Source organism: Spirosoma fluminis (genome assembly GCF_054778895.1).
This window is the reverse complement of record NZ_BAAGZD010000003.1, coordinates 756,507-773,179: the sequence shown is the minus strand read 5'-3', so window position 1 is coordinate 773,179 and position 16,673 is coordinate 756,507. Positions and strand designations below refer to the sequence as shown.

The window sequence follows — 16,673 nt, the reverse complement described above, 5'->3', positions numbered from 1 at the left end:
GCTTTTCGCTCATTACCATATATGAGCCCGGTCCTTGACATTACCCTCGACGAGTTGTTTGAGCAATTCGATAAGTTGCGTGTTCTGATTATTGGCGACGTAATGCTCGATTCCTACGTATGGGGGCGGGTGGAACGCATTTCTCCGGAGGCTCCGGTTCCGGTGGTGACCGTCGACCGGCGTGAACTGCGGCTGGGGGGCGCTGGCAACGTACTGCTCAATGTACAGGCATTAGGGGCCGAAGCCATCATTTGTTCGGTGATCGGCACCGACAGCGCGGGTGACCAACTAGAGCAGCAACTTTGCGATCGTGGCCTGAACTGCGACGGGCTGATCCGCAGCGCTACGCGAATTACGACCATTAAAGAGCGAATTATTGCCAGTTCCCAACAGGTAGTACGCGTCGATACGGAAACCGACCGGTTCATTACCGATAACGAACGCACGCAGCTCATTACGAAAGCCAAAGAGCTTATACCGACCTGCCATGTCGTAATCTTCGAAGATTACGATAAAGGCGTCTTGAGCAAGGAAGCGATCACCGAAATAACGGATTTCGCCAATGAACAAGGAGTGCCGACGGTAGTGGACCCGAAGAAACGTAATTTTCTCTGCTACCAGAATACAACCTTGTTTAAGCCAAATCTGAAAGAGCTGCGTGAGGGCCTGAAGCTTGATTTTGACGTTGATGACGCCGATGAATTTCAGGCCGCCGTCGATCAGTTGATCCAGACGTTAAATCTGAAAGGAGCGTTGATTACCCTGTCAGAGCGGGGGGTGTTTATTGATCTCAACGGGGAAAAACAGCGGCTTCCAGCCCATTATCGCAAGATTGCGGACGTATCGGGCGCGGGCGACACGGTTATCAGCATTGCCGCCTGCTGCGTTGCTCTAAAACAATCGCCCGGTATTATCGCTGGTTTATCGAACCTGGGCGGGGGCCTGGTCTGCGAATCAGTGGGCGTTATTCCGATTGATAAAATACAGCTAAAAGAAGAAGCGAAAGAGAAGCTATAAATTAATATGGTTTTGGTAAACGGATGGCGCAGACTCCTGCCCCATCCGTTTTATATAATCAGGTTAGAGGAAGTTGTTGTGAAGCCGATTGTCTGGCAGTCATACTTTAACCTATTAGCCATTTCTCCACCGAACAGACTAGGCGGTGCCTGACTCCCTCAGAACGACTCAGCCAGTATTAACCACGGCTGACATACCTAATCAAGCGGCTCATTCCCAAATAATTGTTGCTGGGTTATCTCTAATCCAACTTTACAGCAAGTAGAAAGCACGTTGGTACGTTGCGCGAAAGGAATGGCAATTCCAGCGCTATCCTTTTGCAACGTAACGACCACCGTTCTGCTCATCATGAAGCAACACTATGCAACGTAATTCAGTAGCTATCAGTCTCATTAGCCTACTTCTGCTATCGGGGGCGGGGTATGGACAGGGAAAAAAGAATTTTGTCAATTATCTCGGCATTAAGGGGCCGATTACCGTTCAGAAAACAGCCTATCAACTGGCCTGGTCAGCGCACCCGGATGCGTCGCTCTACAAACAGGAATACCTGGCCGCTGGCGATGGATTTCCGACCTATAAGTCGATGGTAACCGTCGATTTTGTGGTGACTGAAGCAACGGTCGATCAGGTGGTAAGCGCCAAGATTCGTGAATTGGAAAACTTAAAACGAACGTACCCAATTGTTCAAGCGGAGGTATTCAACAATGCCGCTACCGGCGAAAAGATGATTGATTGCCTGATTGGAAACACTGGCTCAAATCAGCAGACTAACTTAATTGAGCGGGATGTCTATCGCTATAAACTGGTCGAAGCGAAGTCAGGCCAGCGTGGAATTCTGCTGCTGGCGGTTAGCATCCGCAAATACGGAAACGATGTTACTCCGTTTTTAACCCGACTAAAATCAGATAAACCTATTCTGGTCAACGAAGTGGCTAAGCTCTCAATACCTGAAATCAGCGTAGTGAAGTGAGTTACGCATGAATAGCTGACTGGAGGATCTTAGACAACGACACAATGATATCGATAGCACAGCGAGCTGAGCAAGAGTTCTACGATGAATTGGATGACATCCTGAAAAAGCAGTCAGCGGAGTGGCAGGCTATAGACGCCGATCAAAAAGTACTGCTTGTATCTCCTTCTGACTTTGCCTATTACGTGAAGATAAGGCAGCAAGCTATTGACCAATCGGGAAGTGATCCGCTAGAAAAGGATGCCGACGGTTTACCGATTGTGTTTTACCGCGACATTCGCCTGAAACCCACTGATGGGTGAATAAGGGGTTAAGGATAATAACGTGCATTCAGGTTTTGACTTGAAAGAAAGGCTAGCTCACTAAAGGGAGCAATTGTTAAAAGAAGTTAACCCATCCGAACCGATCTAGCCGCAAACGTATCTTTACAGCGAAAGATAAACATTCGTTGTTATGAAAAAGTGTGTGCTGATTTTAGCGTTTTTTTTACCGCTATCAGGTTGGGCTTAATCATCTTTCGATGATAAACAACAAGATCTGTTAGGCCAGGGACGGCTTAACATTGGAGTGGGCGTAAGTGGAGGTTACGGCGGGTTCGTGGGTAACTCCGGACACGTAGTACCCCGGCTGCAATATTTCCTTACAGATGGCTGGTCGGTGTCTCTGGAAGGTCGGTACGATATAAACAGCGGCTCTCAAACCAAATTTATGGGCGGTGGTTTGTCCACTAGGTACTACGTCCTCAGAACCCGTCGGTTTGCTGTATTCGGCCAGCTTGGCGCCACGTACGGGCAAAGTCGGTACTATGCCGATGCCAACGGTCCCAATAAATACGGCAGTGGGACTCCTCAATATACCGGCACGTTTCAGACAAATGCCGGGTTGGGCGTACACTATCGGCTGGGTAATCGGTGGTCACTGGAGGCCGGTTCGGAGCGCGTCCTAACGAATAGTACGCAATCAACCATCGATGCCAGCCCCTGGCGAGCGAACATCGGCCTTAATTTCCGAATCAGATAGACGCTTATAAAAAGGAATTGGCGTCAGCCACTTTAACCTAAAACAGCGTCGGGCCTTATGCGAAATTATATAATTTCGCATAAGGCCCGACGAAGAAAAGCTGCGTTACAGAAGGTTGGTGTTCCCCTGGCTAAGGCCTAACTCTTTCACCGCATCAATAAAACAGCGGGCCTTATCGGGGTCCGTATCCGGATAAATGCCGTGACCCAGGTTGGCGATGTAGTGTTGATGGCCGAACGCATCCAGCATTTGTTTTACCTCCGACCGGATCTGCGCAAAGTCCGCGTAGAGAACACAAGGGTCCAGGTTACCCTGCAACACCTTATTCGGAATCAGATCCCGCGATTCGGCCGGGTCCATGTTCCAGTCCAGCCCAACAACTGAGCAGCTCAGCTCACCAATTTCCTGCCGGGCAAAGAAGGCTCCTTTTGCAAAAACCGTTACCGGAACCGGTGCGTGGTTAACAATGCCGTCGTGGACTTCGCTGCCGAGTGCGTCGCAGATCTGCTTGATGTATGGCAGCGAAAACGTTCGATACTGTTCAGGTGATAATATACCCGCCCACGAATCGAAGAGTTGAACCAGATCGGCTCCGGCACGTACTTGTGCTTTCAGGTACGCAATCGTGCTGTCGGTAATTTGCCGCAGCAGCGTATGCGCAAAGTGTGGGTCGGTGTATAGCAGTTTTTTAGCAACCGAAAACGTCTTCGAGCCTTTGCCCTCGGTCATATAACAAAAGATGGTGAACGGAGCACCGGCGAACCCGATCAGGGGCACACGGCCATTCAGTTCTTTTTTGGTGAGCTTGATCGCATCCAGGACGTACCCCAGGTCGGTTTCGGGATCAGCCACGCGCAGGCTGGTGAGGTCGGCCGAGGACCGAACCGTTTTGGGAAATACAGGTCCCCGGCTTTCAATCATCTCGTAAGGCAGGCCCATCGCTTCCGGCACCACCAGAATGTCGGAGAAAATAATGGCGGCATCGACATCAAAGGCATCGACCGGCTGAATGGTCACTTCGGCGGCTAGCTCAGGTGTCTTCGCCAACGTAATGAAACTACCAGCCCGCTCGCGTACGGCCCGGTATTGCGCCAGCACGCGTCCGGCCTGGCGCATCATCCAAACCGGCACACGTTCGGTCAGTTCGCCCCGTGCGGTGCGGAGCAGCAAGTCATTTTGTAAAGTCATAGTGCAAAAGTACGTCCGAAGCGGGATTTATTGGCTAAACCGGATTTGGCAGAAGCACTTGGGTAAGCGGATAGATACGTCGTTTGTTCTATTATTTTCTAATTTTGAAATAATTAGAAAATTCAATGCCTTCTCTCTTTATCGACGCCGAACGCCTGCGGGATCTAAACAGTGGTCTGGGGCAGGTGTGTCTGCATCTCGGCTACGAACTTGTCAGCCAGTGCCCGCCAGACTGGAACCTAACATTTCTGGTGCCCAAAGGACAGGTCGGCATCTTCGGTGAGTCGGTTACGTATCGCGAAGCATCCTGGCAACAGAAATTCTGGATTCCAGGTCAATTCGACGTCTGGCATTGCCTGCACCAGGATTCTTCGTATCTGCCGCGGAGTTCGGCGAAGCTGGTTATGACGATTCATGACCTGAACTTCTTGGCGCGTACCGATTACTCAGCCGCAAAAAAGAGCCGCAAACTGGCGAGTCTCCAAAGCCGAACGGCACGGGCATCCGCCCTGGTGGCTATTTCGGACTATACTGCTTCGGAGGTTAGAAATCATCTTCGCCTTCGGCCGGGCCAGTCGTTGCAGGTTATCTCGAACGGAGTAGCCATTGATACGAAACGGGTATTAGACTCCAATAAACCACCTGCTTTTCTAGGTAGTAATGACAAGCCTTATTTCCTGTTTCTGGGTGTTATCCATCCGAAGAAGAACGTTCATACGCTGATCCCGCTGCTCGAAGCGTTTCCTGATTACCAACTTGTGCTGGCCGGACCCGATAGCCATCCCTACGCGCAGCACATTCGTGAGCAAGCTCAAAAATTAGGTAGTGCAGATCGGCTGATCATGCCCGGTGCGGTAGACGAACAGACGAAAAGCTGGCTTTACGCCCATTGTGAGGCCTTCTTGTTCCCATCGTTGTCTGAGGGGTTTGGCTTGCCTGTAGCAGAAGCGATGAGCTTTGGCAAACCAGTTTTTATCTCTGACCTAACCAGTTTGCCCGAGGTGGGCGGTAAAGAAGCGTATTACTTCGAGAGCTTTGAGCCCGAGAGCATGGCGCAAACCGTACACGACGGCCTGAATGATTTCGGACAAAACTCATTACGTGAGCAGCGATTGCGAAAGCGAGCCGCCGGCTTCAGCTGGCCAAACGTAGCGAGCGAATACTGGAAACTGTATCAAAAGTTGACGGCACCTGGTCTGCTTTAAAGAATTAGTGAGTTTGTTATCAAACTAGCCTGAACAGCGGCTTACGTTTTGTCTACAACTCACATTTGGTTAATTCACAATTGTATAGGTCTTTTCCAGCCTGATCAGGCTAAGCGACATGAGTATGGAGACCGTGCACAAAAATGCAGCTACATAAGGCGATGTCTTTAAGAAATTGGGCGTATTGATCTAGTCTCTTAAATCCCATTTCAAGGCGGTATCTTTGCAGGACAAATGAAAACATACCTTCGCTTACTCTCTTATGCCAAGCCACTGGGCCGTTTCCTGACGCCGTTTGTCCTGACGTCGTTACTGGCTAGTTTGTTTGGCGTGCTAAATTTCACGCTGCTAATTCCGCTACTTAGTATCCTGTTCGATAAAGTGGACCCCGAACAGATGCGGGCGTTTCTGAGTCAGCCTGCTCCTTCGTTCACGACTTCGCCAACGCAGGCGTTCAGATACTATTTCGCGCAGGTCTTTCAGGAATATGGGAAGGTGGGTGCACTTCAATTCGTTTGTGTCGTCATTGTCATCTCCGTCTTATTCAATAATTTATTCAAATACCTGTCGATCCGGCAGTTGGAGTCCTTCAAAGCCCGGATGGTCGCCCGGTTGCGCGAAGCCGTGTTTAGTCGTACACTGAATCTGCACCTGGGCTTTTTCTCGAACGAACGTAAAGGGAATCTAATGTCGCGCATCACAACAGATGTGCAGGAAGTAGAGAACTCAATTGCGAATACGCTTTCGGCAGCGTCGAAAGAAGTCTTTTTGTTAATCGGGTATATTATTGCCTTGCTGAGCATTTCCGTTCAATTGACGCTGTTCGCCATTATTGTTATTCCGATATCAGGCGGATTCATTGCTACACTGGTCCGGCGCATGAAACGTGATGCACAGGAAGGTCAGCAGCGGCTTAGCAGCCTGGTAAGTTTGTTAGACGAAACATTTGGCGGTATGCGGGTCATTAAGGGCTTCGTCGCCGAAGGGTTTATTCTGGATAAGTTCCAGACCGAAAACGAGGGCTATCGGCAGGCAGTACGTTCGCTGGCTAACCGTCGCGAACTAGCCTCACCATTCTCGGAGGTTATGGGCGTAGCGGTGGTAGCGGGTATTTTGCTCTACGGTGGTTCGCTGGTTTTAAGTGGGCAGTCGGATTTGTCGGCGGCTGAATTTATCTCGTACATCGCCATTTTTTCGCAGGTAACCCGCCCCGCCAAGGATATATCCAATGCTTTTAGCGGATCGCAGCGCGGGCTGGCTTCCGGCGAGCGGGTGCTCGAATTGATGGATACGCAGCCTGCCATTGGCGACAAACCCCAGGCCGTGCCCTTAACGAAATTCCGCGACCGTATCTCGGTGCAGCATGTTTCGTTTGCCTACAACACCGACGTACCGGTGTTACGTAGCATCAACTTTGAGTTGCTGAAAGGCAAAACCATCGCCCTGGTGGGGTCGTCGGGTGGCGGAAAATCGACGATTGCGGACCTAATCCCCCGTTTTTATGATCCGACAGCGGGTCAGATTTTAATCGATGGGGTCGACCTGCGCGACTGCACAGTGGCTTCGTTACGTAGCCTCATGGGCATTGTTACTCAGGAAAGCATTTTGTTTAATGACACGATCTTTAACAACATTGCGTTTGGCAGTGCCGCCACAGAAGCTCAGGTAATGGAAGCGGCCCGAATCGCGAATGCGCACGAATTTATCATGGCCCAGTCGGCGGGTTATCAGACCGTTATTGGCGACCGGGGCGGCAAGTTGTCGGGTGGGCAGCGGCAGCGGATTAGTATTGCCCGCGCTATACTGAAAAATCCGCCGATCCTGATCCTGGACGAAGCGACGTCGGCGCTGGATACAGAGTCTGAAAAACTGGTGCAGGAAGCCCTGACCCGCCTGATGGCCAACCGAACAACCCTGGTAATTGCGCATAGGCTTAGCACCATTCAGCATGCCGACGAAATTCTGGTGGTCAATCAGGGACGTATCGTTGAGCGCGGTCGGCACGATGAACTGCTGTCACTGGACGAAGGGTTCTATCGGAAATTAAGTACCATGCAGAATGTGTAGAACCGGAAAGGGGAAGACCCTGAATGAGGTTTAAAAGTGGTTCTGGAGCCTTATACGGCCTATTATTCAGCCTTTTGTTTACCGTAAAACCAGACGGTAAAAGTTCTATTTTTTTAATCTATTGATTAAATGGTCTTTGCATGGGCCATTCCCTAACTATGTCTTTAATCGGGTAGTTTTTTCCTACACAAGCTAAAACGTTTTTGAGAACAAATAGTACTTACTCTGCTAACCGAATGATCGGCGCAATACTCAACCAAACGTTTTTAATATTATGCAAAAACTACCTCAAGGCCAAGCTCCGACAAAGCAGTCTCTGTCGGTGTTACCTATTTCTCCGGTGTTTGCGGGACGTCGGATGTTCATGCGTTATGTGGGCGTGGCCACGACAACAGGGTTAATTATGAGTGCCTGTACCGATAAGATGCCTGAGCCACTGGCAGGACCTGGGGGCGGCTCGTCGGCGGGTGCGCGTGAAGGAGATATTATCGATTTAGGTGCAGGCGACATCGGCGTACTGAACTACGCGTATGCGCTGGAGCAGGCTGAACTTCGTTTCCTGGAATTGGTAACCGACCGGTTCTACGATGGGGCTACCGAAAAAGAAAAGCAGGTATTTATTGACCTGCGCAATCAGGAAATTACACACCGCGAATTCTTTAAAACGGTGCTGGGCAGTTACGCTATTCCTACGCTGACGCTCGATTACAGCAGTGTTAATTTCAATAGCCGCGACAGCGTTCTGATGACGGCTAAAAACTTTGCTGATCTGGCTACGGCCGCCTATAACGGAGCAGGCCAGCTGTTAACAAACGCAACGAATTTAGGTATTTCGGGAATTATCGTATCCGTTGAAGCTCGTCACGCTGCTGTTATTCGGGAGCTGATTAGTCCGGGCAGTGCAGATTTTGCGGGTGATGATGTGATTGATCCAAACACCGGTTTAGAACGGGCGCTTCTACCCAATCAGGTATTGCCACAAGCAAAAAAATTCATTAAAGAAGACCTCCGGATTAATAACCTACCAACCGTTTAAACGATCTCAACGCGATGAACTTACAGAATATAATTTCCGAATTAGAAAAAGTAGATGGCGAGGTATATGACCGCCTGAAGCACGTATCGCGCCGTCACATGTTCAATATGATTGGCCGGAAGGCCGCTGCGGTGGCTGCGCCTACCGTATTGGCATCGGCGCTGAACAAAGCCTATGGGCAGGCACTTGATCCTGTTGTTGTCGATGTACTCAATTTCGCGTTAACGCTGGAGTATCTGGAAGCTGAGTTTTACAATGTGGGTATGGATACCCCGAATTTGCTAACCGGTACAGCCCGCGTTGTGTACGGCCAAATCCAAAAGCACGAAAATGCGCACGTTAAGTTGCTTAAGTCAGTGCTCGGTGGTCAGGCAGTGCAGAAACCAATGTTTGACTTCACGGCAAAAGGCATGTTCCCGCTGCCATTCAGTAACTATCAGGTTTTCTTAACGCTGTCGCAGGCCTTTGAAGATACAGGCGTACGGGCTTATAAAGGTCAGGCACCTAAACTTATCAACAATGATCCGATCCTGACTGCGGCTTTACAGATTCACTCGGTGGAAGCACGCCATGCCGCTCGTGTACGTGAACTGCGTGGTCAAAAAGGCTGGATTACCGGCAACATGAGCCCTGGTGTTCCATCAGCCGTGTACGCCGGTGATGAAGCGGTACGGCACCTTGAAGTTTCGGCCCTGATCCCTGGTGTGCCTTACGAAAACGCGACCGAAGCCTGGGATGAGCCGCTCTCGAAAGAAGACGTCCTGAAAATCGTTGCTCCGTTCCTGATGTAATTCAGCCCTCAGGCACATAAAAAAGGGTCAATACGTTGTTTACGTATTGACCCTTTTTTATGTGCAGCGCATTATTGTTTCGCTTTTATGCTGTCCATTTCCTGCTTGGCTTTAGCAACCATTTCCTGCGCGTAGTTGCGTAGGCTGGTGTTTTTACCGTACTGTAGATACGTATTGGCCAGGTCGATGGCATCCTGACGCTGGTCGATCAGCAGGGCCGTGAAGTTTTTATCAATGTCGGCAGTCAGTTTATCGCTGGTACCCGTTTGCTGAAGCTTCAGGTTCATCGCTTCAATATTGCGGCTTTGCTGCTGCGCAAACGCCTGGTTCGGCCGCGATGGCTTCACCTGCTTCAGGGTTTCTTCAAGCATTCCCTGGTTTTTCTGAGCATCCGCCAGCAGGGTTTGAGCCATTTGTTTCAGGGAAGTATCTTTGCCGCTTTGAATCTCCTGTTTGAAAAGGTCCTGCACCCCCTGATTGTGGATTTTTGCCTGGAACGCATAATCAAAGTCGGGATCGCCCGTCGCCTGTAGCTTCTTCAGCTTCGTAACCATCTGCTGCATGGGCTGTAACAGGGCAGTTTTAGCCGGATCGCTGGGCGTACTGGCTGCTGTTCCTGCGCCCGAAGTCGCCTGCGCGCAGGCGGCTAATGACCCGCCTGATACCAGGGCGGCTATTAACCAGATCGATAAGTTTGACTGAATACGGTTCATCGTGTGTATTGATTATTGTCTGTAATAAGACGACTATGGTAAGGAATTTATTTCAAAGACAAGAAAAGTAGAAAATGGTTTAATCCCATTCTGATGATTCTGTTGTCTTTGTGCATCCAGGATCGAATACGAACGTGTTTTCGTAAATCTGTTACGTTGTGGTCAACAAACAGCGATGGCAAATAAAGCAAAGCAGCCCAATATACCAAAAGGCCGCTGTGGTGCTCACAGCGGCCTTTTGGTATAACGATATGTATCAATCACTAAAACCGAATGATCTCGGCCCCGATGGCATTCAGCCGGCTGTCGATATTCTGGTAACCCCGATCAATCTGCTCAATATTGTCGATAATACTTGTGCCGGTTGCCGACATAGCCGCGATAAGCAGCGCTACGCCCGCCCGAATGTCGGGCGAAGACATCCGGATTCCTTTCAGCGGCATCTGCCGGTTTAAGCCCACCACGGTAGCCCGGTGCGGGTCGCAGAGAATAATCTGCGCGCCCATGTCGATGAGTTTATCCACAAAAAACAGTCGACTTTCAAACATTTTCTGATGAATCAGCAAGGTTCCCTGCGCCTGCACAGCCGTAACGAGGACGATGCTCATCAGGTCAGGCGTAAAGCCGGGCCAGGGTGAATCCGAAACGGTCATCATACCGCCATCCAGAAACGAGTCGATCTGGTAACGCTCCTGCGCTGGAATAAAAATATCGTCTCCGCGAAACTCCATCTGGATGCCCAGGCGCTTAAACTGATCGGGAATAATACCCAACTGCGGAATCTGACAGTTTTTGATTGTAATCTCCGACTGGGTCATGGCGGCCATACCAATGAATGAACCGATTTCAATCATATCGGGCAGCATGGTATGCTCGGTGCCGTGTAGTTCCGTCACGCCTTCAATGGTCAGCAAGTTTGAGCCAACACCGGATATTTTAGCACCCATGGCGTTGAGCATTTTGCTGAGCTGTTGCAGATAAGGCTCGCAGGCAGCGTTATAAATGGTGGTTGTGCCTTCGGCCATAACTGCGGCCATCAGGACGTTGGCCGTGCCCGTTACTGAGGCTTCGTCGAGCAGCATATACGTACCCCGCAGGTTACGGGCGTCGACCTGATAGTAGCCTCCGTCGTTGGCGTCGTAGTTGAACTGAGCCCCCAGTTTTTCGAAGCCTAGAAAGTGCGTATCCAGCCGTCGGCGACCAATTTTGTCGCCACCGGGCCGTGGAATCCGGCCTTTCTTAAACCGGGCGAGCATCGGGCCGAGCAGCATAACGGAACCCCGCAAAGCTGCGGCTTTCCGCTTATACGTATCGGTTTCAATGTAATCCAGATTGACATCGCTGGCCTCAAACCGATACGCACTTTCGCCAATTTTCGTTACCCACACGCCAAGATCGCCCAGGAGATCAATCAATTGATTGACGTCGCGGATACTGGGAATGTTATAAATGGTAACGGGTTCTTTGGTCAGCAAAACGGCGCAGAGGATTTGCAGAGCCTCATTTTTTGCGCCTTGTGGAATCAGTTCGCCTTTGAGCTTACGCCCACCTGTTATTTTGAAAGATGCCATTTCCGGTGTTAATGAAATAATACAGACTAGTAAATGAACAATGGTTAATGAATAAGGCTGAGAGAAAGCTGCACAGCCCGTATTCATCAACCATTATACACGACCAAAATGCTACCGCCGTCTTCGGTCGTTGTTGCGGTTATTGTTGCCGTTCCGCTGACCGGGGTTGGGGTTATTGTTGTTCCGGTTGCCGAAGTTCCGGTTAGGGCCTGAACCGCCATCACGGTCGTTGCGATTGCGGTTGTTGGGGTTGTTACGTTGCCCCTGGCTGGCGTTGTTGCGGTTGCTGAAATTACGATTTGCCCCGCCTGACCCCTCATTTCGGTCACGGTAGTTTGCTCCACCGATTCGCTGGGGCTGGGTCTGGTCGCCGGTACGTTCGCGCGGGGTCGCTTCTACCAAGCCCTGTTCGCGAATAAGTTGGATGTCGTCGGCGAGCTGGCCGTTTGAGATTTCCAGCAAGCTTTGGAAGATCGTATCGTCTTCAACGGACTCTTTGTTCCAGGCCTGATAGAACGTACGCATGAGCCGGGTCAGGTACGACACAAACGCCCGCCGTTCGTCGGGGTCTTCCATGGCAACGGCTTTGGCTACCAGTAGGTCGACGTTACGTCCGAAATGTTTGAATTTCAGGTGATGGGTGTTGTAGGGAACCCGCTGAGGCTGTTTGCCCAGAGCCTCTTCCGATGGGGGAGGGTAAGGACTGTCAACATCCAGCGTAAACCCCGACATGATGTATAGATCGTCCCACAACTTATTGTAGTAGTCCTGACCATCTTTCATGTTCGGATGAATCTGCCGCATCAATTCAACCAGGATATGAGCGTAACGGGTACGCTTTTCCCGGTCCTCGATGTTGACCATGTTGTCAACTAATTTCTGGATGCTACTGCCGTATTCTTTCAAGGGCATTACTGGTCAGTGATAAAGAAACAAAAGTACGAAGGAATGGGCGAAGGGCAAAGCAGAGGATGAATCGGCCAGCACTTGCAGCCCTGCTGCGAAATATGTCTTTGGCCTGCTTTTCTGCAATTGCGGCTGAAGGTGCTCTTAACGTGAGTAAAGATGGTCAGTTTTTGGTGATTCCAGGCAACGGCCAGTCGGCAGATACCGGGCTGGGACAGATTCTGTTAATTTTGTCTATGCTTTCTGCCCTTCGCGCTATATACCGGACGTACCGGCCTGAATTTACCGATACCCTTCGTTTAAGTATCCCAATTATTATCGCTCAGTTGGGCGTGGTACTAATGGGGGTGACTGATAACCTGTTTGTTGGGCAATTGTTGGGCGCTGTGCCGCTGGGCGCTGCTGGGTTAGCGACTTCGATCTCGTTTCTGATGTCGAGCATTGGCGTTGGTGGGCTGGCGGTTGGGGCTGCCTTAATTTCGAAAGCCGATAGCCAGCACGATGTCGCTGGCGTAAACCGATTGTTCCGGGCTGGGTTACGGGTGGCATTGCTGCTAAGTGTTGTGCTGGGCGGGCTGTCGGTGCTGTTGGCGTTTAACTTCGGTTTGTTAGGCCAAACCGCCGACGTATCGAGACTGGCTCAGCCGTTCATACTGATTCTAAGCGCGTCGCTGATTCCGTTGTTGGTATTCGTTGCTGCCCGGCAGCTTTGCGATGGATTGCGGTATCCACGCGTGGCGATGGCCATAACACTTTCGGCTTTGGCCGTTAATGCGTTGTTTAATTATCTCTTGATCACAGGTGTCGGGCCTTTTCCGGAGATGGGCGTGATGGGATCGGCAACCGCTACGTTACTGTCGCGCTTGTTCATGGCGGGAGCCATGCTGCTTTATATATACCGGGCTTCTCGGTTTAAGCCCTATCTAACGGTGGTGTTAAATCAACTGCCCTGCGCAGACGATATATGGACGATTCTTCGGCTGGGTATACCAGGGGGATTGACTTTTTTCTTTGAGATCGCTACGTTCTCATTAGCTGTAGTCATCGTTGGCCAATTGGGTGAAGACCGGCTGGCCGCTCATCAGATCGCTATAAATATGGCTTCAGTTACGTATATGATGGCAACAGGAATTTCGTCGGCCGCGGCCATTCGGGTTGGGGCTGCGCTGGGACGAAGGCAGCGGGACGAGATAAGGCGGGCGGGAATGGCAGCGTTTATCTTGTCAGTCAGCTTCATGAGCCTGACTGCGATCTTGTTCCTGACAGCGAACGACTGGCTCGTTACGTTGTATATTCGGGACAATCCAGATGTGATGCACATTGCCGCTTCGCTGGTTGTTATGGCGGGCTTCTTTCAACTTTCCGATGGCGTCCAGGTTGTCGCTTTGGGCGGATTGCGCGGTCTGGCCGACGTGAATGTTCCAACCCTGATTACATTATTCTCTTATTGGGTGGTTGCTTTGCCGCTGAGTTACGCCTTAGCCTTCTGGTTCGGCATGGATGCCATCGGCGTCTGGGTCGGCTTGCTGGCTGGTTTGTCCATTGCCGCAGTGCTGCTGACGTGGCGGTTCTTCCGCCGGGTGCGACGAATTGACCTAAACCAGCTTCCGGCGGTAAACGGCGCTACGTCCTTATTGCACTAAGCTGTTATTGCATACTGGTTAGTAATTCGTCGCGGGTTGGCCGACTCGTCGCCAGGTCGTATGCGATACCGGCGCGGTCAAGGAAATCCATAAAATCCGGATAATTTTCTTTTTCAATCGTGAATACGTACCAGTTTTCGTAAGGTTCGTTGAACAGTTCAACTTCCGTTAACAAAGCCCGTTTTTGCAGCGACTGATATTGGCTAGTGTCAAGCGTGTGCTGCTTGATGAGGAAATACCACATAAACTGATTGCTAAAATGAGCCGTGTGTCCGAGCGGCTCTTTCCATAACTTCTTTATAAACACACACCCCGCACAACAGTTTGCTGCGCGGGGTGTGTTGAGACGCTATTACGTCAGCTTATTTATTAACTGCCAGAATATAGTCGGCGAGAACCAGACCTGCTTCGTTCAGATACAGGTCTTTCTTCTTTTTAGGCGCGTTCGGAGACGGAGTTCCGGTTTCATCAATCGGAGCTGTTATCTGCGATACTTTGCTCGAAGCGGCCCGTTTCCGTTCGGCTTCTTCGCGCTCTTTCCGGCGCTTCGATTCCTGCAAAGAAACGACTTTGTTTTCTTTCGCTTTCTTGAAGTCGGCCAAATCCTGAGCTAACTGTTTCAGTTCCGGATCGGATTTAAGACGTTGATCAAACCGATCGCGCAGGCGACTCAGCAGCTTGTCGTCAATACCGCGCGACTGTTCGTAACGCGTCGAATTAATCTGATCCCAGGGTAGCGCGCTTGGCTGGGAGCTTTCGCCGTATTCTTCTGCCGAGAAAGCTTCTGGCAACTGAATGTCGGGCGTTACGCCTTTGTGTTGTGTGCTGCTGCCGTTGATGCGATAGAACTTCTGAATCGTCATTTTCACCTGACCAACCTTCTCGGGCTCTTTAGGTAACCACTGGTTTAGGTCGATCAGCGTTTGTACAGTGCCCTTACCAAAGGTTTGACCCCCTACGATGATGCCCCGCTTGTAGTCCTGAATAGCGGCTGCAAAAATTTCAGAAGCTGACGCACTGAACCGGTTTACCAGCACCGCCATTGGGCCGTCGTACGTAACCGAAGGATCAGGATCGGTATAGACTTCCGTTTCTCCGGTCGATTCACGTACCTGAACTACGGGTCCTTTCGGAATGAACAGGCCCGTCAGATTGATCGCTTCGGTTAGTGAGCCACCGCCGTTGTCGCGCAGGTCGATCACAATACCCGCTACTTTTTCCATTTTGAGCGAGTCAATAAGCCGCTTCACATCAGTAGTGGTGCTGCTGAATCCCTGTTCCCGCTTACGGGCACCTTCAAAATCGCGATAGAACATGGGGATGTTAATCACGCCAATCTTGAACGCTTTGCCGTTATCCGTAACCTCAATGATTTCTTTCTTGGCCGTTTGCTCTTCGAGTTTGATCTTTTCCCGAACCAGACGAATCTCTTTCGGTGGCGCACCGGCGATGGCATCGGGAGATACGACTTGCAGTCGCACTACCGTTCCTTTAGGACCTTTGATGAGTTTGACAACCTCATCAACCTGCCAGTTCATAGTATTTACTATGTGACCATTATCGCCCTGAGCTACGCCTGCAATCTTATCGTTTATTTTCAGCTGATTACTTTTGAAGGCCGGGCCGCCCGGCAGAACGCTGGTAATTTTGATATAGTCACCATCTTCCTGCAACATAGCCCCAATGCCTTCCAGCGATTGGCTCATCTCCTGGTTGAACCGATCGGCGCTGGTTGGAGACAGGTAATTGGTGTGCGGATCCAGGGCTTCAGCAAACGAGTTCATGTACATCTGGAAAACGTCAGCACTCTTAACCCGCCGAATTGCTTTATCGAGGTTATTATAGCGCTGGGTCATGGTGGCCACAACGGCGCTGTCTTTCCGGTTGCCCAGCTTGAGTTCCAGCGCCTGATTTTTCAAAATCTTTTGCCACAGCTCGTTCTGCTCCTCTACCGTTTTCGGCCATGGCGCTTTTTCCCGATCCGTGTTAAAGGTCTCATCGGCTGTAAACGTAAACGGCTTTTTGAGCTGTTCTTTTACAAACTGGCTGCGTTGTTCATACCGCTTGCGATACACATTAAAGAGCGCATAAGCCGCCGTAAGGTCACCATTGATCAGGGCGTCGTCAATCTGATAGCGATACTTTTCAAATGCCGCTACGTCAGACGCCAGCAGATAGGTTTTATTGCCATCTACTTCTTTCAGGTAATTATCCCAAACCACCGACGAGAGCGAGTCATCGAGCCGGACCTTGCGATAATGATACGTCGTCAGGAGTTTCGCCACCAACGACTCTACCTTTTCCTGCGATACTGATGGTTTCAGTTCATCGGCAAGCGATGAGCCTGGTTCATCGCGCAGGAACGTACTGCCCGGAGTATGCGCTCCCGAGGGTGAATCTGGCTGAAAGCTTAGCATCAGCACAGGCAAAAGGGACACCAGATACTTTTTCATTCGATCCAGATTAATGGCGAACGAATGAACGAGCAAAAGAGCGACGGCTATCTGGTTACCAAATTCGCTCTCTCGGTCGTTCGTTCTTTCACG

15 protein-coding genes are annotated in these 16,673 nt (G+C 50.6%); 9 read left to right on the top strand and 6 right to left on the bottom strand.

Annotated features, from left to right (window positions below; all coding sequences use genetic code 11):
• Nucleotides 1-21: 21 nt before the first annotated feature.
• The 4 genes from ACYVBJ_RS05135 to ACYVBJ_RS05120 all read left to right on the top strand — a co-directional run bounded on the left by ACYVBJ_RS05135 (nucleotide 22) and on the right by ACYVBJ_RS05120 (nucleotide 3,007).
• Nucleotides 22-1,017, top strand: a complete 996-nt coding sequence (locus ACYVBJ_RS05135; RefSeq protein WP_460981215.1) for a bifunctional heptose 7-phosphate kinase/heptose 1-phosphate adenyltransferase — start codon at nucleotides 22-24, stop codon at nucleotides 1,015-1,017.
• A 361-nt stretch (nucleotides 1,018-1,378) separates the two neighbouring features.
• Complete coding sequence (locus ACYVBJ_RS05130) at nucleotides 1,379-1,987, top strand: hypothetical protein (protein WP_460981214.1); 609 nt, start codon at nucleotides 1,379-1,381, stop codon at nucleotides 1,985-1,987.
• A 44-nt stretch (nucleotides 1,988-2,031) separates the two neighbouring features.
• On the top strand, nucleotides 2,032-2,289 hold the full coding sequence (locus ACYVBJ_RS05125; protein WP_460981213.1) for a hypothetical protein: 258 nt from the start codon (nucleotides 2,032-2,034) through the stop codon (nucleotides 2,287-2,289).
• A gap of 235 nt (nucleotides 2,290-2,524) precedes the next feature.
• Nucleotides 2,525-3,007, top strand: coding sequence for an outer membrane beta-barrel protein (locus ACYVBJ_RS05120; protein WP_460981270.1), 483 nt, complete (start codon nucleotides 2,525-2,527; stop codon nucleotides 3,005-3,007).
• A 105-nt stretch (nucleotides 3,008-3,112) separates the two neighbouring features.
• Here ACYVBJ_RS05120 and hemE read toward each other — a convergent pair whose 3' ends face one another.
• Nucleotides 3,113-4,195: a uroporphyrinogen decarboxylase gene (gene hemE / locus ACYVBJ_RS05115; RefSeq protein ID WP_460981212.1), complete on the bottom strand. Its 1,083-nt coding sequence runs from the start codon at nucleotides 4,193-4,195 to the stop codon at nucleotides 3,113-3,115.
• A gap of 125 nt (nucleotides 4,196-4,320) precedes the next feature.
• Here hemE and ACYVBJ_RS05110 point away from each other — a divergent pair, with 125 nt between their 5' ends.
• The 4 genes from ACYVBJ_RS05110 (at nucleotide 4,321) to ACYVBJ_RS05095 (ending at nucleotide 9,294) form a co-directional block, all read left to right on the top strand.
• Nucleotides 4,321-5,400 carry a glycosyltransferase family 4 protein gene (locus ACYVBJ_RS05110; protein ID WP_460981211.1) on the top strand — a complete coding sequence of 360 codons (1,080 nt, stop codon included), beginning with the start codon at nucleotides 4,321-4,323 and terminating at the stop codon, nucleotides 5,398-5,400.
• 234 nt (nucleotides 5,401-5,634) lie between these two features.
• Entirely contained in the window at nucleotides 5,635-7,467 is a 1,833-nt protein-coding gene (locus ACYVBJ_RS05105; RefSeq protein WP_460981210.1) for an ABC transporter ATP-binding protein, read from the top strand.
• Nucleotides 7,468-7,741: 274 nt separating this feature from the next.
• The gene (locus ACYVBJ_RS05100; RefSeq protein ID WP_460981209.1) at nucleotides 7,742-8,503 is read left to right on the top strand and encodes a ferritin-like domain-containing protein; all 762 of its coding nucleotides are present in this window, start codon (nucleotides 7,742-7,744) and stop codon (nucleotides 8,501-8,503) included.
• Nucleotides 8,504-8,517: 14 nt separating this feature from the next.
• Nucleotides 8,518-9,294, top strand: a complete 777-nt coding sequence (locus tag ACYVBJ_RS05095) for a ferritin-like domain-containing protein (protein WP_460981208.1) — start codon at nucleotides 8,518-8,520, stop codon at nucleotides 9,292-9,294.
• Between the two features lie 71 nt (nucleotides 9,295-9,365).
• Here ACYVBJ_RS05095 and ACYVBJ_RS05090 read toward each other — a convergent pair whose 3' ends face one another.
• From ACYVBJ_RS05090 to ACYVBJ_RS05080, 3 genes are all read right to left on the bottom strand, one after another.
• Nucleotides 9,366-10,007, bottom strand: coding sequence for a DUF305 domain-containing protein (locus ACYVBJ_RS05090; RefSeq protein ID WP_460981207.1), 642 nt, complete (start codon nucleotides 10,005-10,007; stop codon nucleotides 9,366-9,368).
• 263 nt (nucleotides 10,008-10,270) lie between these two features.
• Nucleotides 10,271-11,578 (bottom strand): UDP-N-acetylglucosamine 1-carboxyvinyltransferase, encoded by a 1,308-nt coding sequence (gene murA, locus ACYVBJ_RS05085; protein WP_460981206.1) that lies wholly within the window; start codon nucleotides 11,576-11,578, stop codon nucleotides 10,271-10,273.
• 111 nt (nucleotides 11,579-11,689) lie between these two features.
• Entirely contained in the window at nucleotides 11,690-12,484 is a 795-nt protein-coding gene (locus ACYVBJ_RS05080) for a DUF4290 domain-containing protein (RefSeq protein ID WP_460981269.1), read from the bottom strand.
• Nucleotides 12,485-12,720: 236 nt separating this feature from the next.
• Here ACYVBJ_RS05080 and ACYVBJ_RS05075 point away from each other — a divergent pair, with 236 nt between their 5' ends.
• A complete protein-coding gene (locus ACYVBJ_RS05075) occupies nucleotides 12,721-14,127 on the top strand; it encodes an MATE family efflux transporter (RefSeq protein ID WP_460981205.1) in 1,407 nt (468 codons plus the stop codon).
• Nucleotides 14,128-14,131: 4 nt separating this feature from the next.
• Here the strand turns inward: ACYVBJ_RS05075 and ACYVBJ_RS05070 are convergent, their stop codons facing one another.
• Both ACYVBJ_RS05070 and ACYVBJ_RS05065 read right to left on the bottom strand, forming a co-directional pair.
• The gene (locus ACYVBJ_RS05070) at nucleotides 14,132-14,371 is read right to left on the bottom strand and encodes a hypothetical protein (RefSeq protein ID WP_460981204.1); all 240 of its coding nucleotides are present in this window, start codon (nucleotides 14,369-14,371) and stop codon (nucleotides 14,132-14,134) included.
• A 118-nt stretch (nucleotides 14,372-14,489) separates the two neighbouring features.
• Nucleotides 14,490-16,580 carry a carboxy terminal-processing peptidase gene (locus ACYVBJ_RS05065; protein ID WP_460981203.1) on the bottom strand — a complete coding sequence of 697 codons (2,091 nt, stop codon included), beginning with the start codon at nucleotides 16,578-16,580 and terminating at the stop codon, nucleotides 14,490-14,492.
• Nucleotides 16,581-16,673 lie beyond the last annotated feature (93 nt).